Source organism: Pseudomonas paraeruginosa (assembly GCF_003025345.2).
Classification (GTDB): Bacteria; Pseudomonadota; Gammaproteobacteria; order Pseudomonadales; family Pseudomonadaceae; genus Pseudomonas; species Pseudomonas paraeruginosa.
Map to the genome: position 1 here is coordinate 1,733,577 of NZ_CP020560.1, position 20,555 is coordinate 1,754,131.

Here is a 20,555-nt window from a genome sequence, read left to right on the forward strand (position 1 = left end):
GCTCAGAAGTTCTGCCCGAGGTTCAGGTAGAACGCCTTGAAGTTCTCGTCGTTGATCCCGTAGCTGAAGGTCAGCGGCCCCAGCGGTGTATCGAAGCCGAACATCAGGCTGGCGGCGTTGATGTAGCCGCTGTCGTATTGGTTGTCGTTGTTCCAGATGCGTCCGCGCTCGATGCTGCCGCCCAGGTACAGCGGGAAGTCCAGCGGCAGGAAGGAACGCTCGGTCAGGCGCCGGTAGTAGACGATCCGCCCGAGGCTGTAGTTCTGTCCGGACAGCGCGTCGCGGCGGAAGCCCGACAGCTCGCGGGCGCCGCCGAGGGTGAAGCTGGAAGCGACCACCTCGGCGTCGTCCAGGGTGCGCCCGTAGCCGCCGCCGAATACCCAGGTGTCGGCGCCGAAGCTGAGCGCCTTGTTCAACCGCAGGTCCCACTGCCGGTAGCTGTCATCCGAGCCCAGGGACTTGTCGTAGCGGCGCATGGTCAGGCCGATTTCCTCGCCTTCGTGGGGGAAGTTGACGTCGTCGACGGTGTCGAAGGAATACTTCAGTTCGTAGTAGCCCTCGGTGAAGTCGATGTCCGGCAGCCCCGGGTCGCCGATGCGCACGTCGGCCTTGCCGTAGGCCTGCACCGCGCCCAGGCGGATCTCGCCGTTGTTGGCGATCTGCCTGCCGACGTTGAGGCCGTAGCCGTAGCGTTCCAGGCGGTAGCGCAGCAGCGGGTCGTTGTCCTCGGTGACGTCGACGTTCTGCGCCTCGTGGAAGAGGAACGGCGCGACGAAGTAGCGCGAGCCGACGTCCAGCGGCTGGTAGAACTCGCTGTAGAACTCCTGGCGATCGCCCAGCTGGACGCGGGTCAGCCACTCCGCGCCGAGCCGGTTGAGGCCGTTCATGCGGTAGCTGCCGCCGAGGTTGAAGGTGCTTTCGCCGCGCATGTCGTCGGACAGGTTGAGGCCCAGGCGCAGGAAGTCGGTGCCACCTTTCTTGCCGGTGGCATGGATCACCAGGGTATTGAGCTTCTTCTCCTTGACCACCCGGTACTGCACCTGGTCGAAGTAGTCGAGGCCGTAGAGCGTGCTCATGTCGTCCTGCAGGCGGCCGAGGTCCAGGCGCGCGCCGAGCGGCTGGCGGATATAGTGGCGAATCACCTCGTCGCTGACCTTCGAGTTGTTCTCCACCCGGATCGCGTCGATCACCGGCTTGCGCTGGTTCGGCGTGCGCGCCACGGCGAGCGCCTCGCTGTTGCGGTCCTGCGGCTTGCGCAGTTCCGCCAGGCGCGCGGCGAGCAGGGTGGTGGCCCGGTAGCCGGCGTCGATCAGTTGCGGCACGCGGCCGAAGTCGGTGGTGCCGAAGCCGGACAGCGGCGGCTGGATCAGTACGTCGCCGGGTTTCAGGGTGGCCAGCTGGGCTTCGGAGTTCTTCCGGGTCATCAGGGTGATCGACTGGTTCATCACGTCGAGCACGGTTGCCAGGTCCTTGCGGTCGCGCAGCGGGTTGCCGATGTCGACCACGATCACCACGTCCACGCCCATCTCGCGCGCCACGTCCACCGGGACGTTGTCGACCATGCCGCCATCCACCAGCAGCCGGCCGTCGATCTCCACCGGGGCGAACACCGCCGGGATCGACATGCTGGCGCGGATCGCCTGGGGCAGGTGGCCCTTGCGGAACACCACCTTCTCGCCGGTGGCGATGTCGGTGGAGACGGCGCGGAAGGGAATCGCCAGCCTGTCGAAGTCGCGGGTGTCGCTGGTGTGCACCAGCAGGCTTTCCAGGACCATCGCCAGGTTCTGGCCCTGGATCACGCCCAGCGGCAGGCCGAGGGAGCCGTCGTCGCGGAAGCTGATCTTCTGCTTGACCAGGAAGTCGCGGTCGTCCTGCTTGCGCCGGAACGGCACGTCCTTGCGCGGCGATGCGTCGGAAAGCGCCTGCTTCCAGTCCATCTCCAGGGCGATGCGCTCCAGCTCCGCCGGGGTGTAGCCGGAGGCGTACAGGCCGCCGATCACCGCGCCCATGCTGGTGCCGGCGATGGCGTCGACCTGGATTCCCTGTTCGTCCAGGGCCTTGAGCACGCCGACGTGGGCCAGGCCGCGGGCGGCGCCGCCGGAAAGGACCAGGCCGATCTTCGGCCGGGTTTCCGCGGCGAGGCAGAAGAAGGGGAGCAGAAGCAGCGGTAAGAGCAGCAGGCGGCGCATGAGAACGATCCGGAGCCGGGTGAAAAGGCGGCTATTATAGGCGCGACCGTTTCCCCTGAGCCGCCGACATGTCCACCGCGAAAGCCGAAATCGTCATCACCTATTGCACCCAGTGCCAGTGGCTGCTGCGTGCCGCCTGGCTGGCCCAGGAACTGCTCAGCACCTTCGCCGACGATCTCGGAAAAGTCTCTCTCGAACCTGGCACCGGCGGGGTCTTCCGGATCACCTGCGACGGCGTGCAGATCTGGGAGCGCAAGGCCGACGGCGGCTTCCCCGAGGCCAAGGCGCTCAAGCAGCGGGTCCGCGACCGCATCGATCCGCAGCGCGATCTCGGCCACAACGACCGCCCATCGCGCTGAACCGGCGTCCTTCGCCGCCGGGCTTGTTGCAGGTCAACGGGCGAGCGGGCGCGGAGGAATAGCCTGGGGGCATTCATCCTGTCGAAGGGAGTGCCCATGAGCATCATCGTCACCGGCGCCGCCGGCTTCATCGGCAGCAATCTGCTGCAGGCGCTGAACCAGCGCGGCGAGACCGACATCATCGCGGTGGACGATCTCACCGACGGCGAGCAGTTCCGCAACCTGGCGGACGCCGATATCGCCGACTACCTGGACCAGAACGACTTCATCGAACGCTACGCCCGTGGCGACTTCGGTCCCGTGCGCGCGCTGTTCCACCAGGGGGCCTGCGCCAGCACCCTGGAAAGCAACGGGCGCTACATGATGGAGAACAACTACCGCTACAGCTGTCGCCTGCTGGAGGCCAGCCTGGAACTCGGCGTGCCGTTCCTCTACGCCTCGTCGGCAGCGGTCTACGGCGCCGGCCGGACTTTCCGCGAGGCGCGCCAGTACGAGCGGCCGCTGAACGTCTACGGCTACTCCAAGTTCCTCTTCGACCAGCGCGTGCGTCGGGCGCTGCCGCAGGCGCGCAGCCAGGTGGTCGGCCTGCGCTACTTCAACGTCTATGGTCCGCGCGAGGAGCACAAGGGACGGATGGCCTCGGTGGCCTACCACTGCTACCAGCAGCTGCGCCGCGACGGGCGGGTGGTGCTGTTCGGCGAACACGATGGCTTCCCGGCCGGCGGCCACCTGCGCGACTTCGTCGCGGTGGAGGACGTGGCGCGGGTCAACCTGCATTTCCTCGACCACCCGCAGCGCTCGGGCATCTTCAACCTCGGCAGCGGCCGCGCGCGCAGCTTCAACGATGTCGCCCTGGCGGTGATCAACAGCGTTCGTGCCAGCGCCGACCAGCCGCCGCTGGTGCTGGCGCAGGCGCTGGAGAGCGGCCTGCTCGGCTACCGCGAATTCCCCGAGGCGTTGCGCGCGCGCTACCAGAGCCATACCTGCGCCGACCTGGAACTGCTGCGCGAGGCGGGTTACCGCGACGATTTCCTCAGTCTGGAGGAGGGCGTCGGCGGATACTGCCGCTGGCTGGCGCGCAGCGCCTGAGCGCCCGTCGGGCGGCGCGCTCCCCGCGCCGCCTGCCAATTCTGGTAGGGGGCCGCATGCCACGCGGAGCGCTGGACGGGGATATGCTCACAGGCTTCCGGCGTTTCGTTTGCCGCACCGGGCCCGCTTAACGGCGGTTCCGGCCGAGACACACGGAGGCGCGTCGCCATGGCGGCCGGCCGAGCGAACCGGTCGGGCGGATCTTTCGACATTACCAGGAGGGTGGGCATGAGGACCGACGAGAAAGACCGGGAAGGCGCCGAGCCGGGCGGCGCCAGGCTGATGGAGTTCGCGCTCAAGGCCAGGAAGGTGTTCGTCATCGGCGAGGTCAACGAAAAGCTGGCCAGGGACGTGGTGCAGCAGTTGCACATCCTCGCCTCGATCAGCGACGAACCGATCCACATGTTCGTCAATTCGCCGGGTGGCCACGTCGAGTCCGGCGACATGATCTTCGATGCGATCCGCTTCATCACACCGAAGGTCATCATGATCGGCTCGGGCAGCGTGGCCAGCGCCGGCGCGCTGATCTACGCCGCGGCGGACAAGGAAAACCGCTATTCGCTGCCGAACACCCGCTTCCTCCTGCACCAGCCGTCCGGCGGTATCCAGGGGCCGGCGAGCAACATCGAGATCTACCGCCGCGAGATCGTGCGCATGAAAGAGCGCCTGGACCGGATCTTCGCAGAAGCCACCGGGCAGACGCCGGAAAAGATCAGCGCGGACACCGAGCGCGATTTCTGGCTGAACGCCGAGGAGGCGCAGGCCTACGGCCTGGTCAACCGGATCATCGTCTCCGAACGCGAGATCGTCCTGCCGCGCGACTGATCCCGGCGACGCCCGGCGCGGTGCCGGGCGCCGCCACTTTTCAGGCGCTCGCCGCGCGCCGCGCCGCCGGTGAGCTGGCCAGGTACTCCAGGGCTTCCTGAGTGTTCGCCTCGTGCTCGGGATGGTACCAGGGGTTGAAGTAGCGGCCGACGTCGCGGAAGGTGTGCGCCAGGTTCGGCAGCAATCCCCGCTTGCCGAGGCGCCACCAGATGCGCAGGAAGCCCTGTCGCTTGCCGTCGCGCAGGCTCGGATCCTGGGCGAGGAGGGTGCGCGTGCCGGCGTCGAACAGGTACATCAGCAGGACGATCACCAGGATCATGCTCAACTGGCGGGTGACGAAGCTGCCACCCAGGTGCACGTGCAGGTCATGGGCGACGCTGCGATGCTCGACTTCCTCGGCGCCGTGCCAGCGCAGCAGGTCGAGCATCACCGGGTCGCTGCCGCGGCGGTCCAGTTCCTTCGCTTCCAGCACCCACTTGCCGAGCACGCAGGTGAAATGCTCCACCGCGGCGATGATCGCGCAGCGCTGGCGCAGCCACCAGCCGTCGAGGGCGCGGGTCAGGCGGTTGCGGCCCAGCGGGTAGTCGCAGAGCAGGCGCTCGAAAAGGAAATCCATCCTGGCGGTGAACGGCTTCGAATCGATGTCGAACCTGCCCAGGTAGCGCTGGATCGCGCCGTCGTGGGCCCGCGAGTGCATCGCCTCCTGGCGGATGAAGCCCTGCACGTCGTCGCGCAGGCGTTCATCGCTCACCAGTGGCAGGGCCCTGTTGTAGAGGCGGCAGAACCACAACTCGCCGGCCGGCAGGAGCATGTGCAGGACGTTCATCACATGGGACGCTTCCGCTTCGCCGGGTACCCAGTGCAGGGGGGTATCGGTGAAGTCGAAGCGGACCTTGCGCTGTACCAGCCTGTGCTGGAATTCGCTCATGGCGGGACCTCAGGACGTCAGGTCGAAACGCGCGAGAAGCCGCGTGGCCCAGGGCGCGAAGCGCCATTGCAGGGCGCCGAGATGGACCTCGCTGCCCACCGAGACCACCGCCTTGTTGCGCTCCACGGCACGCACCAGCTTTTCCCCGACGGTGTCCGGGCTCAGCCGGCGACGCTTGTAGAAACGCTGGATCTTGGCCTGGCGCCGCGCCTGGCGCTCGGCATCCATTCCGACGAAGCGGGTGGCCTGGACGATACCGGTGTCGACGAAGCCCGGACACACCGCTGTGACCCCGATCGAGCGTCCGGCCAGTTCCGCCCGCAGGCATTCGCTGAGCATCAGCACCGCGGCCTTGCTGGTGGCATAGGCCGGATAGTTGCGCGACGGCGCGAAGGCCACCCCGGAGGCGACGTTGACCAGGTGCCCCGGCTTGTTCGCCGCGACCATCTGCCGGCCGAACAGGCGGCAGCCGTCGATCACGCTCCACAGGTTGACCCGCAGCAGGCGCTCCCATTCCGCCGGCGAGGTGTCGAGCATCGGCCCGGCCATGCCGATGCCGGCATTGCTGACCACCACATCCGGGACTCCGAGATTGTCGCGGACCCACTCGGCGAAGGTCTCCATGGCCTGGGTGTCGCCGACGTCGACCTGGTAGGCATGGGCCGTGGCGCCCAGCGCGCGGGCCAGTTCGGCGCTGCGTTCGGCGGCTTCCAGGTCGAGGTCGGCGGCGAGCAGGCTGGCGCCGCGCTCGGCGAAGCTGAGCAGGGTCGAACGGCCGATGCCGCCGCCGGCGCCGGTGACCACCACCAGCTTGCCACTCATCGAGCGCGCGTCGGGCCTGACCTGGGCGCGTTGCAGGGCGGGCGTGGGCGCGCCGGTTTCCTGGGCGTCGATGAACTCGCCGAGCCAGCCGGCCAGTTGCTCCGGGTCGGCCAGCAGTTGCCAGTGGCCGACGCTCGCCTCGCGCCGCCACAGGCGCGGCGCCCACAGGCTCAGATGCTGGAACAGCTGGGCGCCGACGTAGCGATCGCGGGTCGGCACGATCAGTTGCACCGGCACCTCGGTGTGGCGCTTGCGCGGACGGAACAGGCAGCGGATGAAGTTGCCGCGGTACAGCTTGACGCCGTGCCGGCCGTCGCTGGCCTGGGTCGGGTTGACCGGCGGATGGCGCACGCCCTCGGCGCGCTTCAGGAACTGCGGCCAGAGCCGGGCCAGGCCCATGCTCCAGAGCAGCTCCGGGACGATGGGGGTGTGGAAGAAGGCGATGTACCAGGAATGGAGCAACTGGCTGGCCACCTGTTTCAGGGCCTTCGGGCTGCGCTGCCTGAGATGTTCGCGCATCCAGAAGCCGACGTGATCCAGGCAGGGCCCGGAGATCGAAGTGTAGGAGGCGATCAGCGCGCGGCACTGCGGGTCGGTGACGCTTTCCCAGGTCTGGATCGAGCCCCAGTCATGCGCCACCAGATGCACCGGGCGCTCCGGGCTGGTGGCGCGGATCACCGCCTGCAGGTCTTCGCTGAGCAGCCTCAGGCGATAGTCGCGGCTCCAGCGTGGCTTGTCCGAGGCGCCGGCGCCGCGCACGTCGTAGGCGACGATCCGGTAGCGCCCGGCCAGTTGGCGGATCAGCGGCAACCAGGTCTCGTGGTTGTCCGGATAGCCGTGCACCAGCAGCAGGGTCGGCTTGTCCGCCGCGCCCCAACAGTAGACCGCCAGGCGTACGTCGCCGGATTGTACGAACAGGCGTTCCGGCTGCAGGTCGGGGAGGGCGAGGAGCGCGTTCATGCGGCCTCCCGTGCTTGCGGCAGCAGTCCGCGCGCCTGCCAGCGGCGGACGTGCGGCAGGTCGTCGTCGAGCCAGTAGGCGTCGTCCTCGGTGACTACCAGCAGTTCCTCGAACTTGGCGCCCACCCCGCGTAGCCCCAGGTGCGGTTCCACCGCCCAGAGACCGGGCGTTGGCGGGTGCTCGGAGCGCTTGCCGCCGGACCACAGCGGCGACCAGCCCTCGCGCCGGCCGGTGACCAGCGCGTTGCGCGTCAGGATGTACAGGTTGCGCACGCCGAAGCGCGCCACCGAGGGGCCACGGCGATGACCGAGCTTTTCCACGCGATGGGCGAGCACCTCGAAGGGATAGGCCTTGTGCCGTGGCTGGGTACCCTGGATCACGCACAGGCGGTCCACCGCCTGGCTGACCTCGGCCAGGGTACGGCGCTCGCGGACCAGGTCGAGGATGGTGCGGCGATGGACCAGCAGGTCGTCCATCAGCCGCTCCTGCATCAGGTTGTGGCCCAGCGCCCCGGAGTAGCCGACGTCGGCGGTATAGGCACCGAGGGTCGGCGCGCAGTCGAGGATGAACGGCATGCCGTCCTCCAGGCGCTGCTTGCCGGGGTAGAAGGCCAGGTTGAAGCCGCCGAGATGGCGCAGGCCATCGAAGCCCTTGAACGAGGTGCGGCTGCCGAACCAGGCGAAGGGCTGGTGGAACCAGTCGTCGACGCCGTGATCCAGCAACCAGGTTTTCATCAGTGCCGCGGCTTCTTTCTCGCTGATGCCGGGGCGCAGTTCGGCATGGATGGTTTCGCAGCAGGTGTAGGCCAGTCTCTGGACCTGGCGGAAGTGTTCGAGATCGTCGGCAGTGGGTACCCAGGCGCCTTGGGGCATGGCTCTCTCCAGGCTGGCTTGTCGTTATTGTGACATTGAATGATGTCATGGTTGATGCTGGCCCATGGGCGGGCATTGCGCCAGCCCTGGGAAGTCTCTTCACGCCGGTGTTACGGCACTTGCTACCAGCGCTGGAAGGCCCGTCGCAGAAGGCGCGCGGCGTTTAAACCGGGTTTTGGCGGCAGCGCCGGAAGGTGGGGAGACCGACGAGTCCAGTCTTTGGTTGGCGCCCACGCTACCCGTCACCGGCGAAGGAGCGCTCCGCCCTCGGTGGTTGTGGCCGTTCGGCGCGCCTGGCTATGATCCGCTTCCATGAGCACACCCCTGACCCTCCTGCAGCGCCTGTTGCAACGTGGCGACCAACCGTCCGCCGACACCCGCGAATACAGCGTCGACGAACTGGCCCGCGCGGCCGGCAGCAGCGTGCGCAACGTGCGCGCCTACCAGGACCGCGGCCTGTTGCCGCCGCCGGAGCGGCGCGGTCGGGTCGGCGTGTACTTCGACAGCCACCTGAAGCGCCTGCGCCTGATCAACCAGTTGCTCGAGCGCGGCTACTCCAGCGCCAACATCAAGGAACTGCTGGAAGCCTGGGAGCAAGGCCGCGACCTCGACCACGTGCTCGGCCTGGACCAGGCGATCATCGGCGAATGGAACCTGGAGACGCCCGGCAGCATCGGCTTCGACGAACTGCAGGCGATCTTCGGCGACGAACTGAACGACCGGGTGATCGACAAGGCCCAGGCGCTGGGCCTGCTGCTGTTCGACGGCGAGCGGATGAAGATCCCCAGCCCGCGGCTGTTCCAGGCCGGCCTGGAGCTGTACCGCAGCGGCATACCGCTGGAGGCGCTGCTCGATCACCTCGGCGAACTGCGCAGCGATACCGAGCACCTGGCGGCGGGAATCGTCCGCCTGATCGTCACCCACCTGGTGGATGGCCGCGGCACCGACCTGCTGCCGGGGGCGCCGGACCTGCAGGAGCTGGCCAAGGTGTTCCTGCGCCTGCGGCCCCTGGCGGAACACGTGGTACAGGTGGAACTGGCGCGCGGCCTCAAGCTGTCGGCCAACGAAATGCTCGGCGAGCGTGTCGGCGAGATGCTGCGCAAGCTGGAAAAGCCTTCCTGATCGGTCTTCAGATCTTCCGCGCCGCCGCCTGGATCTGCTCCCTTAGCCAGGCGCCGGCTGCTTCGCGCTCGGCGTCGCCGCGCCAGATCTGCACGTAGTCGAAGCGCGGGATCGCCAGCGGCGGCTCGCAGACCGCCAGTTCCTCGGGCAGGCGCAGGCGTTCAAGAATGCGCTCGGCGATGGTCAGTACCAGGTCGGTGCCGGCCAGCAGCGCCGGGGCCACGGTGAAGTGCGGCAGGGTCAGCGCCACCTGCCGGCGCAGGCCGCGTTTCTCCAGGGCGCTGTCGACTTCCTCGGCCGGATTGTCCTGCAGCGAGACGCGCACGTGGCGGGCCGCCAGGTAGGCGTCGAGGGACAGGCCGCCGGCGTGGTCGAACAGGCTGCGGCGGCAGACGCAGACGAAGCGCTCCTCGAACAGGCGCCTGGCACGCACGCCCTCCGGAAGCAGGGGGAAGACTCCCAGCGCGCAATCCAGTTGACCCTCGGCGACCTGCCGGGCGGTTTCCAGGCGCGGCTCCTGGATGATCCCGAAGCTCACCCCGGGCGCGAGCGCCTGTTGCTGGCGCAGCAGCGCCGGCAGCACCACCCAGGCGCCATAGTCGGACATACCGAGGCGGAAGTGCCGCCGGCTGCGCGCCGGCTCGAAGGCCGGTCCGCCGATCACCCCGCGCACCTGATCGAGGCTGGCCTGCAGTTTCGGCGCCAGTTCCAGGGCCAGGCTGGTCAACTGCATGCGGCTTTTCACCCGCACCAGCAACGGGTCGCCGAACAGTTCGCGGAGGCGCCCGAGGGCATGGCTGACCGCCGGCTGCGACATTGCCAGGCGCTGCGCCGCTCGGGACACATGGCGTTCGCTGAGGAGCGCGTCGAGCACCACCAGCAGGTTGAGGTCGATACGGCGAAGATCATGAATCTGCTGCATGCCAGGTGTACCAACTATCGATTTCCATTCGTGAAGTGGATAGCAAAAACTTCTCGCCAGAGGCAATGGCCGGACCAGGAGAAACTGCATGCCCAATTATCTGATGGTACTGATGGCCGTTTCGGTGGGCGGCATGGTGGTGCTGCAGGCCGGCAGCAACGCCTTGCTCGGAAGGCTGCTCGGCCACCCGCTGAGCGCCAGCCTGACCTCGCTCGGGGTCAGTCTCGGGGTGGTCAGCCTTGGCCTGCTGCTGGTGCGGGTGCCGCTGCCGGCTGCCGCCAGCCTCGGCGCCGCACCCTGGTGGAGTTGGCTCGGCGGGCTGTTCGGCGCGGCCTACCTGACGGTGGCGATCCTGGTCGCGCCGCGCCTGGGCGGCGCCACTTTCATCGCTTGCGTGGTGGCCGGGCAGATGCTGGTCTCGGCGCTCTGCGACCAGTTCGGCTGGGCCGGCTTCCCGGTGCGGCGGTTGTCCTGGGAGGGGCATCTCGGCCTGGCGCTGGTGGTGGCGGGAGTACTGCTCCTGCAATGGCGGGGAAGGCTGTAGGAATGGCATCGCCAGGGCTGTCAAGGAGAATCTGGCCTAGACCAAAATCTTCATCTGAAACTGTGACAAGGTTGGCATGAATAGTTGTTGCAAAGCGTGTTGAAACCAAAGCTTCTTTTTCCCTCACTAGCGTCGTCGGGGTTCGAACAGCTTGCTGCCGAGTGAGCCTGCGGGCGTCACGGATGCGCTCGGCAGCCCTGTGCCACACCCAGACCTGGTGAGTCCCCGATGATTTCGAAAAGCAGAAGAAGCTTCATCCGCCTGGCCGCCGGCACGGTCGGCGCCACCGTCGCCAGCAGCATGCTGCCGCCAAGCATCCAGGCGGCCCTGGCGATTCCCGCGCAGCGCCGGCATGGCAATCTCAAGGACGTCGAGCACGTGGTGATCCTGATGCAGGAAAACCGGTCCTTCGACCATTACTTCGGCACCCTCAAGGGCGTCCGCGGCTTCGGCGACCGCATGCCGATCCCGCTGCCCGACGGCCAGCGGGTCTGGCACCAGAAGGGCAGCAAGGGCGAGATCCTGCCCTACCACTTCGACACCAGCACCACCAGCGCCCAGCGCGTCGATGGCACCCCGCACACCTGGCCGGATGCCCAGCAGGCCTGGAACGAAGGGCGCATGGACAAGTGGCTGCCGGCCAAGACCGAGCGCTCCCTGGGCTACTACAAGGAACAGGACATCGCCTTCCAGTTCGCGATGGCCAACGCCTTCACCATCTGCGACGCCTATCACTGCTCGTTCCAGGGCGGCACCAACCCCAACCGCCTGTTCCTCTGGACCGGCACCAACGACCCGCTCGGCCAGCACGGCGGCCCGGTGACCACCAACGACCACGACAGCAACGGCCCGGTGGAGCAGGGCTACACCTGGACCACCTATCCCGAGCGCCTGCAGGCCGCCGGCATCAGCTGGCGGGTCTACCAGGACATGGCCGACAACTTCTCCGACAACCCGCTGATCGGCTTCCGCCAGTACCGCGGCGCGGCGCCCGACTCGCTGCTGATCGTCAACGGCCTGAGCACCTGGAAGCTCGACGCGCTGAAACGCGACGTGCTGGCCAACGCCCTGCCGCAGGTGTCCTGGATCGTCGCCCCGGCCAAGTACTCCGAGCATCCCGGCCCGTCCAGCCCGATCTGGGGCGCCGAGTACACCTCCTGGGTACTCGACGCGCTGACCGCCAACCCGGAGGTCTGGAGCAAGACCGCGCTGCTGGTGATGTTCGACGAGAACGACGGCTTTTTCGACCACGTCGCACCGCCGGCGGCGCCGAGCCTGAACAAGGACGGCACGCTGCGCGGCAAGACCACCGCCGACGCCACCCTCGAATGGCACACCAAGGGCGATATCCGTTATCGCAACCAGCCCTACGGCCTCGGCCCGCGGGTGCCGATGTACGTGATCTCGCCGTGGAGCAAGGGCGGCTGGGTCAACTCCCAGGTGTTCGACCATACCTCGGTGATCCGCTTCCTGGAGCAGCGCTTCGGGGTCATGGAGCCGAACATCAGTCCCTGGCGTCGTGCCGTCTGCGGCGACCTGACCTCGGCGTTCAACTTCGCCAACCCGAACGACGAGCCGTTCCCCGAACTGCCCGACACCAGCCAGGCCGACGCCATCGTCGCCAGCCAGATCAAGCTGCCGAAGCCGAAGCCGCCGGCGGTGGCCGCCATGCCCAGGCAGGAAATGGGCATCCGCCCGGCGCGCGCCTTGCCCTACGAACTCGGCGTGCACGCGCGCTACCGCAGCGGCGGAGACGCGCTGAGCCTGACCTTCGCCAACACCGGCAAGGCCGGCGCGGTGTTCCAGGTGTTCGACCTGCTCGACAGCGAGAACCCGCCGAAACGCTATACCGTCGGCGCGCGCAAGCGCCTGCACGACAGCTTCCAGGGTGACGCCAGCGGCGACTACCACCTCGAGGTGCACGGTCCGAACGGTTTCCTCCGGGTCTTCCGCGGCAACCTGCGGCGCGACCTGGCGGAGCGCAAGGCGCCGCTGCCGGAGGTGCGGATCGACTACGAGCCGTTGTTCGGCAACCTGCGCGTGCAACTGATCAACCGTGGCCGCCATCCGGTCAAGCTGACGATCAAGGACAACGTCTATCGCCAGGGCGAGCGGCGTACCGTCAACGTGCCGCCGGGACAGCGCCGGGAAGTCCGCTATTCGCTGCGCAGCAGCGGCAACTGGTACGACTTCAGCGTCAGCGCGCAAGGTACGGAAAGCTTCCTGCGGCGCTTCAGCGGGCGCATGGAGGATGGGCGTTCCGGCTTCAGCGACCCGGGCATGGGGCTGGGTACGCTGACCTTCTGAAGCCGCGCGGGCCCGCCGCCATGGCGGCGGGCCCTTGCGCTCAGTCGCGATAGCGCGGCGGCGGCGCGTAGCCGTGGCTGTCCTGGCGGTCGGCGGGAAATGCCTGCGGACCGTCGGCCGGCGCCTCGCGGCCGCTGGCCGGGGCGTCCAGCTCGAACAGGGCCACGCCGATCACGCCGAGGTTGCGGCTGTCGCCGGCGGCACTGTTGCTGGCGTAGGCATCCTCGGGATTGGCGAAGCGGAACGCCGCGACTTCCCGCGCGCTCTTGCGGAAGCCCTCGATCACCAGGCTGGCGCCCGGTTCCAGCACATAGCCGCGGTTCTTCAGGCTGCCCGGCTGGCCGTTGAGCACGTCCAGGCCGTCCACCGTGGAGACCACTTCGTAGGTCGCGCTGCCGAGGTTGTTCAACCACAGACGGTAGCGCTGGCCGTCGCGGCCCTGCAATTGCAGGGTGCTGCGGTGCTGCACCAGGTCGAACTTGCCCCCGTCTTCGTCGAGCACCGCGAAACCCACCCGGCCCTTGGCCAGGGGCAATTCCTTGAGGGCCCGGCCGTCGAAGCGACGCGCGCTGTAGAACACCTGGCGGCGGTCGACCGGCTGCTCCGAGACACGCCGCAGGGCCACCGAAGTGACCGGGGAGGCGACGCCTTCGCCCCACTGGGTGCCGAGTCGCTGGTTGGCCGGCGCCCCGGCCTGCTGCTGCGGCAGGCTGCAACCGCCGAGGGCCAGCAGGCCCAGCAGTAATACGGATGACAGTGTTTTGCGCATGGCTTTTCCCTCTCCCTGGACAAGTGGAGGCGGGGCGCCTCCGTGATGGCTCTGACCACCGCCGAGGATGGATCTTCGACGCGAGCCGAAAAAATATCCCCGGCGCCGCTGGCTACTGGCTGACCCAGCGCTGCCGAGCCCAGGCGCTCAGGCTGTCGACCCCGAGCACCAGCGCCAGCATGGCCAGGATCACCGTGGCGGCCTGGGCCTGCTGGAACAGGCTCAGGCTGAAATAGAGCATCTGCCCGAGCCCGCCGGCGCCGACGAAACCGAGCACGCTGGCCATGCGGATATTGTTCTCCCAGCGGTACAGGGTATAGGCCACCAGTTGCGGCCAGACGCCCGGCAGGGTGCCATAGAGGAATGCCGCGACGCGTCCGCTGCCGGCCAGGCGCAGGGCCTCGGCGGGTTGCGCCGGGGTGTTTTCCAGGGCTTCGGCGAACAGTCGGCCGAGCACGCCGCCGGTGTGCAGCGCCAGGGCCAGGGTTCCGGCGTTCGGCCCGAGCCCGGCCGCCAGCACCATCAGTGCTCCCCAGACCAGTTCCGGCACCGCGCGCAGCGCGTTGAGCAGCAATCGCGCCAGGCTCTGCGCCGGCACGCCGAAGCGTCCCGCCGCCGGCAGCGCGAACAGCAGGCCGAGAAGTGCCGCCAGCAGGGTGCCGATGGCCGACATGGCCAGGGTTTCCAGCAGGCCCCGGCCGATCGCCGCGAGGTGCGGGGCGGACAGGTCGGGCGGGAAGAACTCGCTGGCGTAGCCGGCCATCTGGCCCAGCCCCTTGGCGCTGAACAGGCCGCCGGCATCCACCTCCAGGTAGGCGAACGAGGCGCCCACCGCGACCAGGAGCAGCAGTGGCCAGAACAGCAGGCGCCAGGCCCGGCTCATGCCAGCCTCCCGCGCAGGAAGCGGCTCAGCAGGTCGGCCAGGAGCACCAGCAGGAGGAAGGTCAGCAGGATGCTGGCGACCTCGCCGCCGGCGAACATCCGCAGCGACAGGTCGATCTGCTGGCCGAGGCCGCCGGCACCGACGAAGCCCATCACCACCGAGGCGCGGACCGCGCATTCCCAGCGATAGACGGTGTAGGAAATCATTTCCCCGGCGGCGTTCGGCAGTACCCCGTAGGCGAACGCTGCCAGCCGCGATCCGCCGCCCAGCAGCAGGGCGCGGGTCGGGCGTGGGTCCACCGACTCGAAAATTTCCGCATAGACCTTGCCGAGCATGCCGGCATAGGTAATGGCGATGGCCAGCACCCCGGCGGTCGGACCCAGGCCCACGGCGCGGACGAACAGCAGCGCCCAGACGATTTCCGGCACGCTGCGCAGGAGGATCAGCAGGCCACGCACCGGCCAGCGCAGCGCCCGTGCCCACCAGGCCGGCAGGCCGCCGCGCGGCAGGGCCGAAAGCGACAGCGCGCGGGTCGCCAGCAGCGCGGCGGGAAACGCCAGGAGCCAGGCCAGGGCCATGCCGGCGGTGGCGATGGCCAGGGTTTCCAGGGTGGCGCGGCCGAGCAGGGCGAGGAACTCGGGATCGTGTGCCGGCGGCCAGAAGCCGGCGAGGAAGTTACCCATGGTGCGCGCATTGTCGCCGTTGAACAGGCCGGGAATGTCCAGTTCGCTGAGGCGCAGGCCAGGCCAGAGCAGCAGCACGGCGACCAGGGTCAGCAGCAGGCGCGGCAGGGCGGCGGGGTCGCGCGGCGGAGAAGCGCTGTTCAGCATCGCGGGATGTGCACCACGGCGGGTTCGCTGGCCGGGCTGGCGCGCTCGGCCTGCAGCTGTTCGTTGGCGTAGAGGGCGTCCAGCGCGGCGCGGTCGACCTCGGTGGCGGGCAGGTCGAAGGCGATGCGCCCGGCGCGGATGCCGATCACCCGGGGGAAGTGCGCCAGCGCCAGGTCCACCGCGTGCAGGCTGGCCAGCAGGGTGCTGCCGCGCGCGGCGGCTTCGCGATTGAGCAGGGCCAGGGTATGCCCGGCGAGCACCGGGTCCATGGCCGATACCGGTTCGTCGGCGAGGATCAGCTCGGCGCGCTGGTAGAGCACGCGGGCGATGCCCACCCGCTGCAACTGTCCGCCGGAAAGCTGGTCGCAGCGCTGGAACAGCTTGTCGCCGAGATCCAGGCGTTGCAGGGCGTCGTGGGCGCCGCCGCGGTCCAGCGGATAGACCAGGCTGGCCAGGCTCTTCCACAGCGGCCACTGGCCGAGGCGCCCGGCCAGCACCGCGCTGACCACCCGCTGCCGTGGCGGCAGCGGCGGCGCCTGGTGGACCAGGCCGATGCGTGCGCGCAGTCGCTGGCGGGCGCCGGCGGACAGCGACCAGGGGTTCTCGCCGAGCAGCTCGACGCGGCCGGCGCTGGGCCGCCACTGGCTGGCGAGCACCCGCAGCAGGCTGGTCTTGCCGGCGCCGGAAGGACCGATCAGGGCTACCCGCTCGCCGGGCGCCAGGCGCAGGCGGATGTCGGCGAGGGCGCGCTGGCCGTCGGCGTGGACCAGGCCCACGCCGTCGAGACTCAGGCTCACTTCAGCAGGCCGGCGGCGCGTGCGGATTCCTCGATGCCCTTGTAGTTGTCCGGGTTGGTCTCGATGAAGCGGCTGGCGGCCTGCAGGTCGAGAATCTCCTTGTCGGCCGGTTTCGCCGGATCGAGGGCGAGGAAGGCCTGCTCGATCTTCTCGGCCAGGGCCGGCTCGAGGTTGCCGCGCACGGTCCAGTTGTAGTCGTAGTAGGTCGGGGTGGTGGCGAAGACCTTGACCTTGGTGGTATCGACCTTGCCGCTGTCGACCAGCTTCTGCCAGACCGAGGCGTTCAGCACGCCGGCGTCGACCTTGCCGGCCTGGACCCAGGCCACGGTGGCGTCGTGGGCGCCGGAGTAGGCGACGCGGGAGAAGAACTGCTCGGGGACGATGCCGTCCTTCTGCATGAAGTAGCGCGGCATCAAGCTGCCCGAGGTGGAGGAGACCGAGCCGAAGGCGAAGGTCTTGCCCTTCAGGTCCTGCAGGGACTTCACCCGGGGATCGGCGGTGATGAATTTGCTGGTGAACTGCTGGTCCTGCTCGCGCTGCACCAGGGGAATGGCGTTGCCGGTCTTCAGCCGCGCCTGGACGAAGGTGAAGCCGCCCAGCCAGGCCATGTCCAGGCGGTCGGCGGCCAGCGCCTCGACCACCCCGGCGTAGTCGGCCACCGGGACGAACTTCACCGGCATGCCCAGCTGCTGCTCCAGGTAGGCGCCGAGCGGCTTGAACTTGCGCAGCAGTTCGGTGGGCGCCTCGTCGGGGATCGCCGAGACCTTCAGTTCCTTCAGGGTTTCGGCGTGGGCGAGCGCGGCGGACAGGGACAGGGCGATGCCGGCGGCGAGCGCCAGGGAGCGTTTCAGCATGGGAGAGTTCTCCGGTTCAATGGCGGAAAAAACCCGGGGATTATAGTGGCGCGCGGTCCGCTTGGGCAGCCGTCGCGGCGTTGCTCGACGGCGCCGCGGGGGTAAGATGGCGCTCCCCGTGCCCATTCGCTGCGTATTGGAGTCCGCCATGTCCGCTTCCCTGCCTTCCCTTGCCTTCGCCGGTCTCGGCCTGATGGGCGTGCCCATGTGCCGCCGGCTGCTGGCCGCCGGCTATCCGCTGGCGGTCTGGAACCGTTCGCCGGGCAAACGCGAGCTGCTGGCGGCCGAGGGGGCGAAAGCCGTCGAAGTCCCGGCCGACCTGGCCGCCGACGCGGAGATCCTGATGCTTTGCCTGGCCGATACGGCGGCGGTGCGCGAAGTGGTGTTCGGCAGCGGCGGCATCGTCGAGAAAGGCAGGCCCGGACAGTTGCTGGTGGATTTCTCCAGCGCCGAGCCGGCCGCCACCCGCGCGATGGCCGCCGAACTGGAGGCGCGCTGCGGCATGCGCTGGGTCGACGCGCCGGTCTCCGGCGGTACGCCGGGTGCGGAAAGCGGCAGCCTGGCGATCATGGCCGGCGGTCGCGAAGCGGACATCGGGCGCCTGCGGCCGGTCCTCGCGCACCTCGGCCAGCGCCTGACGCGCATGGGCGAGGTCGGCGCCGGGCAGGTGACCAAGGTCTGCAACCAGATGATCGTCGCCTGCAACGCCCTGGTGATCGCCGAGGTGGTGGCGCTGGCGGAGAACGCCGGGGTCGATGCCAGCCTGATCGCACCGGCGCTGGCCGGCGGCTTCGCCGACTCGAAGCCGTTGCAGATCCTCGCCCCGCAGATGGCCGAGAGCCGCTACGAGCCGGTCAGGTGGCACGTGCGGACCCTGCTCAAGGATCTCGATACGGCGGTGAAGCTGTCCCGCGAGCAAGGCGCGGCCACGCCGATGAGCGGACTGGCCGCGCAACTGATGCGCCTGCACGGCAGCCGGGGCTACCTCGAGCGCGACCCGGCGACCCTGGTCGAACAGTACCGTGCCGGCGACCAATGAGCCTCAGGCCTGGTCCAGGCTGCACAGCGGCGGGGTGGTGTCGAGCCGGTAGGCGCGGAGGAATTCCTCCAGCGCGGCCAGCGGCAGCGGCCGGCTGAACAGGTAGCCCTGCACCAGCTCGCAATGGTTTTCCCGCAGGAACGCCAGCTGCTGTGGGGTTTCCACGCCTTCGGCGACGACCTTCAGGTGCAGTTTCTGGGCCATCGCGATGATCGCCTGGGCGATCTCCATGTCGCGCTGCGAGGCGGGGATGTCCATGATGAACGAGCGGTCGACCTTCAGCGCGTCCAGCGGCAGGCGGCGCAGGTAGGCGAGCGACGAATAGCCGGTGCCGAAGTCGTCGATCGACAGGCTGACGCCCAATTCGCGCAGGCGCTCCAGCAGCGGGATGGTCTGGTCGATGTTGTACATCAGCGCGTCCTCGGTCACCTCCAGCTCGAGGAAATGCGCGGCCAGGTCGGCCTGCTCCAGGGCATGGCGGACTTCATCGACCAGGCTGGCGCGGCCGAGGTTGCTGGCGCAGCAGTTGACCGCCACGCGCAGCCGCGCATGGCCCGCCAGGTGCAGGCCACGCAGGTCGCGGCAGGCGCGCCGCAGGACCCAGTCGTCGAGCTGGTCGATCATGCCGTTGGCTTCGGCCAGGCCGATGAAGCGGTCCGGGCCGAGCAGCCCCTGGCTCGGGTGGCGCCAGCGCACCAGGGCTTCCAGCTGGTGCACCTCGCCGTCGGCGAGGGCGAGGATCGGCTGGTAATGCAGCTCCAGCTGGTCGTCGCACAGGGCCTGGCGCAGTTCTTCCTCCATCTGCAGTTCCTGGGTCGCCCGCAGCAGCAATTGGCGGCTGAAGAACTGTGCATTGTTGCGCCCGCAGGACTTGGACTGATGCAGGGCCAGTCCGGCGTTCTTCAGCAGTTCCTCGCACTGTTCGCCATCGTTGGGGTAGAGGCTGACGCCGATGCTGGCGGTCATCACCAGGGTGCGGCCGTCGAGGGCGATCGGCTCCTTCATCTTCTGCAGCAGGCGCTGCGAGAGAATGTGCGCCTCATGGTCCTGGGCGAGGTCGGCGAGCACGCAGAACTCGTCGCCGGCGAAGCGCGCCACCACATCGGTATCGCGCAGCACGCTACGGATGCGTTCGGAGACGATCTTCAGCAGTTCGTCGCCGGAGTCGTGGCCGAGCGAATCGTTGATCCGCTTGAAGTGATCCAGGTCGAGGAACATCACTGCCAGGCCTTTGCCCCGCAGCTGGCAGTTCTGCAGATGCTGGGCGAACACTTCGTTGAAGGCCGTGCGGTTCTGCAGGCCGGTCAGGGCGTCATAGCGGGCCAGCTGGCGCAGCGAGGCGTGGGCGTGGTCGAGCTGGTTGAGCAGGGCGTTGACCCGGCTGTTTTCGCTGAGCTGGCGTTCCCGCTGTTTCTCCGACCAAGCGGCCGAGATGCCGCAGGCGGCGATGGCGCTGGCGAGCAGTCCAGTGAGCCAGCCCAGACGCAGCGAGTCGGCGCTGGCCTGCAGTTCCAGTGGCGTGCCGGCGGGTACGCTGAGCACCAGCGCGGCCATCCCGGTGAAATGCATGGCGGCGATGGCGCCGGCCAGCAGCAGGCTGGCGACCAGCTTCATGTAGCGGTAGCGCGCGCTGCGCCGGCCGCGCAGGTAGGGGACCGCGGCGAGGGCGGTGAAGGCGGCGCCGATGGCGATCAGCACCGAAAGGGCGAACAGCGATGGCTGGTAGTACTGGGTGGCCACCGAGCGCATCGCCGCCATCCCGGTGTAGTGCATGGCGGCGATCCCCAGGCCGATGCAGCAGGCGGCGAGCAGGCAGGGCAGCAGGCCGAAGCGCGGGCGGGCGGTCATGTACATCGCCAGGTAGGAGGCGGCGATGGCGATCAGCAGCGACAGGCCGGTGACCGGCAGGTCGTAGCGCAGGGCGACCGGTGCGTGGAACGCCAGCATGGCGACGAAATGCGTGGCCCAGATGCCGCTGCCCAGGCAGAACGCCCCGATCCATTGCCAGCGGCGCGGGTGGCGCAGGCTGTTGCCGACCCGTTCGACCATGTCCAGCGCGGTGTAGCCGGCCAGGCAGGCGACCAGGAAGGCCAGCGCCACCAGCGAGGGAGCATAGGTGCAGTTCTGCAGGACATAGCCATCGACGGGAGACTCTCCGATGAAGCGCAGGCCTTGCCAATCCATAGCGGTGTCTCCCGGGACACGTGGGGCCCGCGCACGGCGCGGGCTTGGGGGTGGCATTGTGCTTCCAGTATAGATAGCGCGCGCCGCCTGCAAGGGCCGGCTGCAACGAAGTCGACGGCCGCCGACATACGGGCTGTTTTCAGTATTTTCCTAGGGGCTAAAGGGATAGCTGCCATTGTTCGGGGCTCACCGCCACGGGCATGATCGCAGCGCCTCCAGGGGTTAGCGGGGCTTCACGAAATTTTGACCAGGCGCCCGAT

18 protein-coding genes are annotated in these 20,555 nt (G+C 68.6%); 7 read left to right on the forward strand and 11 right to left on the reverse strand.

Annotated elements, in window-relative coordinates; genetic code table 11:
* Nucleotides 1-2: 2 nt before the first annotated feature.
* Complete coding sequence (gene plpD / locus B7D75_RS08330) at nucleotides 3-2,189, reverse strand: patatin-like phospholipase PlpD (protein WP_033996570.1); 2,187 nt, start codon at nucleotides 2,187-2,189, stop codon at nucleotides 3-5.
* A 68-nt stretch (nucleotides 2,190-2,257) separates the two neighbouring features.
* On the opposite strand from plpD, the gene B7D75_RS08335 reads away from it, so the two are divergent.
* The 3 genes from B7D75_RS08335 to B7D75_RS08345 all read left to right on the forward strand — a co-directional run bounded on the left by B7D75_RS08335 (nucleotide 2,258) and on the right by B7D75_RS08345 (nucleotide 4,462).
* Nucleotides 2,258-2,548: a SelT/SelW/SelH family protein gene (locus tag B7D75_RS08335; protein ID WP_003153251.1), complete on the forward strand. Its 291-nt coding sequence runs from the start codon at nucleotides 2,258-2,260 to the stop codon at nucleotides 2,546-2,548.
* 96 nt (nucleotides 2,549-2,644) lie between these two features.
* Nucleotides 2,645-3,637, forward strand: a complete 993-nt coding sequence (gene rfaD, locus B7D75_RS08340; protein ID WP_034081996.1) for an ADP-glyceromanno-heptose 6-epimerase — start codon at nucleotides 2,645-2,647, stop codon at nucleotides 3,635-3,637.
* 228 nt (nucleotides 3,638-3,865) lie between these two features.
* Nucleotides 3,866-4,462 carry an ATP-dependent Clp protease proteolytic subunit gene (locus tag B7D75_RS08345; protein WP_034081998.1) on the forward strand — a complete coding sequence of 199 codons (597 nt, stop codon included), beginning with the start codon at nucleotides 3,866-3,868 and terminating at the stop codon, nucleotides 4,460-4,462.
* A gap of 40 nt (nucleotides 4,463-4,502) precedes the next feature.
* On the opposite strand, the gene B7D75_RS08350 is transcribed toward B7D75_RS08345, so the two are convergent.
* From B7D75_RS08350 to B7D75_RS08360, 3 genes are read right to left on the reverse strand one after another with little or no spacing between them, the layout of a single operon-like run.
* Nucleotides 4,503-5,390 carry a metal-dependent hydrolase gene (locus B7D75_RS08350; protein WP_034082000.1) on the reverse strand — a complete coding sequence of 296 codons (888 nt, stop codon included), beginning with the start codon at nucleotides 5,388-5,390 and terminating at the stop codon, nucleotides 4,503-4,505.
* Nucleotides 5,391-5,399: 9 nt separating this feature from the next.
* Nucleotides 5,400-7,172, reverse strand: coding sequence for an SDR family oxidoreductase (locus B7D75_RS08355; RefSeq protein ID WP_043098650.1), 1,773 nt, complete (start codon nucleotides 7,170-7,172; stop codon nucleotides 5,400-5,402).
* A complete protein-coding gene (locus tag B7D75_RS08360; RefSeq protein WP_053813597.1) occupies nucleotides 7,169-8,044 on the reverse strand; it encodes a M24 family metallopeptidase in 876 nt (291 codons plus the stop codon). The genes B7D75_RS08355 and B7D75_RS08360 overlap by 4 nt, the downstream gene beginning before the upstream one ends.
* Before the next feature lie 312 nt (nucleotides 8,045-8,356).
* On the opposite strand from B7D75_RS08360, the gene B7D75_RS08365 reads away from it, so the two are divergent.
* A complete protein-coding gene (locus tag B7D75_RS08365; RefSeq protein WP_012074911.1) occupies nucleotides 8,357-9,166 on the forward strand; it encodes a MerR family transcriptional regulator in 810 nt (269 codons plus the stop codon).
* Nucleotides 9,167-9,173: 7 nt separating this feature from the next.
* On the opposite strand, the gene B7D75_RS08370 is transcribed toward B7D75_RS08365, so the two are convergent.
* Entirely contained in the window at nucleotides 9,174-10,088 is a 915-nt protein-coding gene (locus B7D75_RS08370; protein WP_003155648.1) for a LysR substrate-binding domain-containing protein, read from the reverse strand.
* 88 nt (nucleotides 10,089-10,176) lie between these two features.
* Here B7D75_RS08370 and B7D75_RS08375 point away from each other — a divergent pair, with 88 nt between their 5' ends.
* Nucleotides 10,177-10,632 (forward strand): DMT family transporter, encoded by a 456-nt coding sequence (locus tag B7D75_RS08375; protein WP_003155646.1) that lies wholly within the window; start codon nucleotides 10,177-10,179, stop codon nucleotides 10,630-10,632.
* A 228-nt stretch (nucleotides 10,633-10,860) separates the two neighbouring features.
* Nucleotides 10,861-12,939: a phosphocholine-specific phospholipase C gene (locus B7D75_RS08380; protein WP_107113913.1), complete on the forward strand. Its 2,079-nt coding sequence runs from the start codon at nucleotides 10,861-10,863 to the stop codon at nucleotides 12,937-12,939.
* 40 nt (nucleotides 12,940-12,979) lie between these two features.
* Here B7D75_RS08380 and B7D75_RS08385 read toward each other — a convergent pair whose 3' ends face one another.
* The 5 genes from B7D75_RS08385 to B7D75_RS08405 form a co-directional block, all read right to left on the reverse strand.
* On the reverse strand, nucleotides 12,980-13,708 hold the full coding sequence (locus B7D75_RS08385; RefSeq protein ID WP_043098645.1) for a hypothetical protein: 729 nt from the start codon (nucleotides 13,706-13,708) through the stop codon (nucleotides 12,980-12,982).
* Between the two features lie 112 nt (nucleotides 13,709-13,820).
* Nucleotides 13,821-14,591 carry a phosphonate ABC transporter, permease protein PhnE gene (phnE, locus tag B7D75_RS08390; RefSeq protein ID WP_053816911.1) on the reverse strand — a complete coding sequence of 257 codons (771 nt, stop codon included), beginning with the start codon at nucleotides 14,589-14,591 and terminating at the stop codon, nucleotides 13,821-13,823.
* Nucleotides 14,588-15,421: a PhnE/PtxC family ABC transporter permease gene (locus B7D75_RS08395; RefSeq protein WP_012074916.1), complete on the reverse strand. Its 834-nt coding sequence runs from the start codon at nucleotides 15,419-15,421 to the stop codon at nucleotides 14,588-14,590. The genes phnE and B7D75_RS08395 overlap by 4 nt, the downstream gene beginning before the upstream one ends.
* Complete coding sequence (locus tag B7D75_RS08400; RefSeq protein ID WP_012074917.1) at nucleotides 15,415-16,218, reverse strand: phosphonate ABC transporter ATP-binding protein; 804 nt, start codon at nucleotides 16,216-16,218, stop codon at nucleotides 15,415-15,417. Before B7D75_RS08400 ends, B7D75_RS08395 begins: the two co-directional genes overlap by 7 nt.
* Entirely contained in the window at nucleotides 16,215-17,072 is an 858-nt protein-coding gene (locus B7D75_RS08405) for a putative selenate ABC transporter substrate-binding protein (RefSeq protein ID WP_012074918.1), read from the reverse strand. Before B7D75_RS08405 ends, B7D75_RS08400 begins: the two co-directional genes overlap by 4 nt.
* A gap of 148 nt (nucleotides 17,073-17,220) precedes the next feature.
* Between B7D75_RS08405 and B7D75_RS08410 the strand changes: the two genes are divergently transcribed.
* Nucleotides 17,221-18,111 (forward strand): NAD(P)-dependent oxidoreductase, encoded by an 891-nt coding sequence (locus tag B7D75_RS08410; protein ID WP_033996563.1) that lies wholly within the window; start codon nucleotides 17,221-17,223, stop codon nucleotides 18,109-18,111.
* 3 nt (nucleotides 18,112-18,114) lie between these two features.
* Here B7D75_RS08410 and B7D75_RS08415 read toward each other — a convergent pair whose 3' ends face one another.
* Nucleotides 18,115-20,295 carry a putative bifunctional diguanylate cyclase/phosphodiesterase gene (locus tag B7D75_RS08415; RefSeq protein WP_034082006.1) on the reverse strand — a complete coding sequence of 727 codons (2,181 nt, stop codon included), beginning with the start codon at nucleotides 20,293-20,295 and terminating at the stop codon, nucleotides 18,115-18,117.
* Nucleotides 20,296-20,555 lie beyond the last annotated feature (260 nt).

Bases quoted from the DNA above. Each gene is read 5' to 3' on its own strand.
- plpD (WP_033996570.1), bottom strand. From the start codon at position 2,189: ATGCGCCGCCTGCTGCTCTTACCGCTGCTTCTGCTCCCCTTCTTCTGC.
- B7D75_RS08335 (WP_003153251.1), top strand. From the start codon at position 2,258: ATGTCCACCGCGAAAGCCGAAATCGTCATCACCTATTGCACCCAGTGC.
- rfaD (WP_034081996.1), top strand. From the start codon at position 2,645: ATGAGCATCATCGTCACCGGCGCCGCCGGCTTCATCGGCAGCAATCTG.
- B7D75_RS08345 (WP_034081998.1), top strand. From the start codon at position 3,866: ATGAGGACCGACGAGAAAGACCGGGAAGGCGCCGAGCCGGGCGGCGCC.
- B7D75_RS08350 (WP_034082000.1), bottom strand. From the start codon at position 5,390: ATGAGCGAATTCCAGCACAGGCTGGTACAGCGCAAGGTCCGCTTCGAC.
- B7D75_RS08355 (WP_043098650.1), bottom strand. From the start codon at position 7,172: ATGAACGCGCTCCTCGCCCTCCCCGACCTGCAGCCGGAACGCCTGTTC.
- B7D75_RS08360 (WP_053813597.1), bottom strand. From the start codon at position 8,044: ATGCCCCAAGGCGCCTGGGTACCCACTGCCGACGATCTCGAACACTTC.
- B7D75_RS08365 (WP_012074911.1), top strand. From the start codon at position 8,357: ATGAGCACACCCCTGACCCTCCTGCAGCGCCTGTTGCAACGTGGCGAC.
- B7D75_RS08370 (WP_003155648.1), bottom strand. From the start codon at position 10,088: ATGCAGCAGATTCATGATCTTCGCCGTATCGACCTCAACCTGCTGGTG.
- B7D75_RS08375 (WP_003155646.1), top strand. From the start codon at position 10,177: ATGCCCAATTATCTGATGGTACTGATGGCCGTTTCGGTGGGCGGCATG.
- B7D75_RS08380 (WP_107113913.1), top strand. From the start codon at position 10,861: ATGATTTCGAAAAGCAGAAGAAGCTTCATCCGCCTGGCCGCCGGCACG.
- B7D75_RS08385 (WP_043098645.1), bottom strand. From the start codon at position 13,708: ATGCGCAAAACACTGTCATCCGTATTACTGCTGGGCCTGCTGGCCCTC.
- phnE (WP_053816911.1), bottom strand. From the start codon at position 14,591: ATGAGCCGGGCCTGGCGCCTGCTGTTCTGGCCACTGCTGCTCCTGGTC.
- B7D75_RS08395 (WP_012074916.1), bottom strand. From the start codon at position 15,421: ATGCTGAACAGCGCTTCTCCGCCGCGCGACCCCGCCGCCCTGCCGCGC.
- B7D75_RS08405 (WP_012074918.1), bottom strand. From the start codon at position 17,072: ATGCTGAAACGCTCCCTGGCGCTCGCCGCCGGCATCGCCCTGTCCCTG.
- B7D75_RS08410 (WP_033996563.1), top strand. From the start codon at position 17,221: ATGTCCGCTTCCCTGCCTTCCCTTGCCTTCGCCGGTCTCGGCCTGATG.
- B7D75_RS08415 (WP_034082006.1), bottom strand. From the start codon at position 20,295: ATGGATTGGCAAGGCCTGCGCTTCATCGGAGAGTCTCCCGTCGATGGC.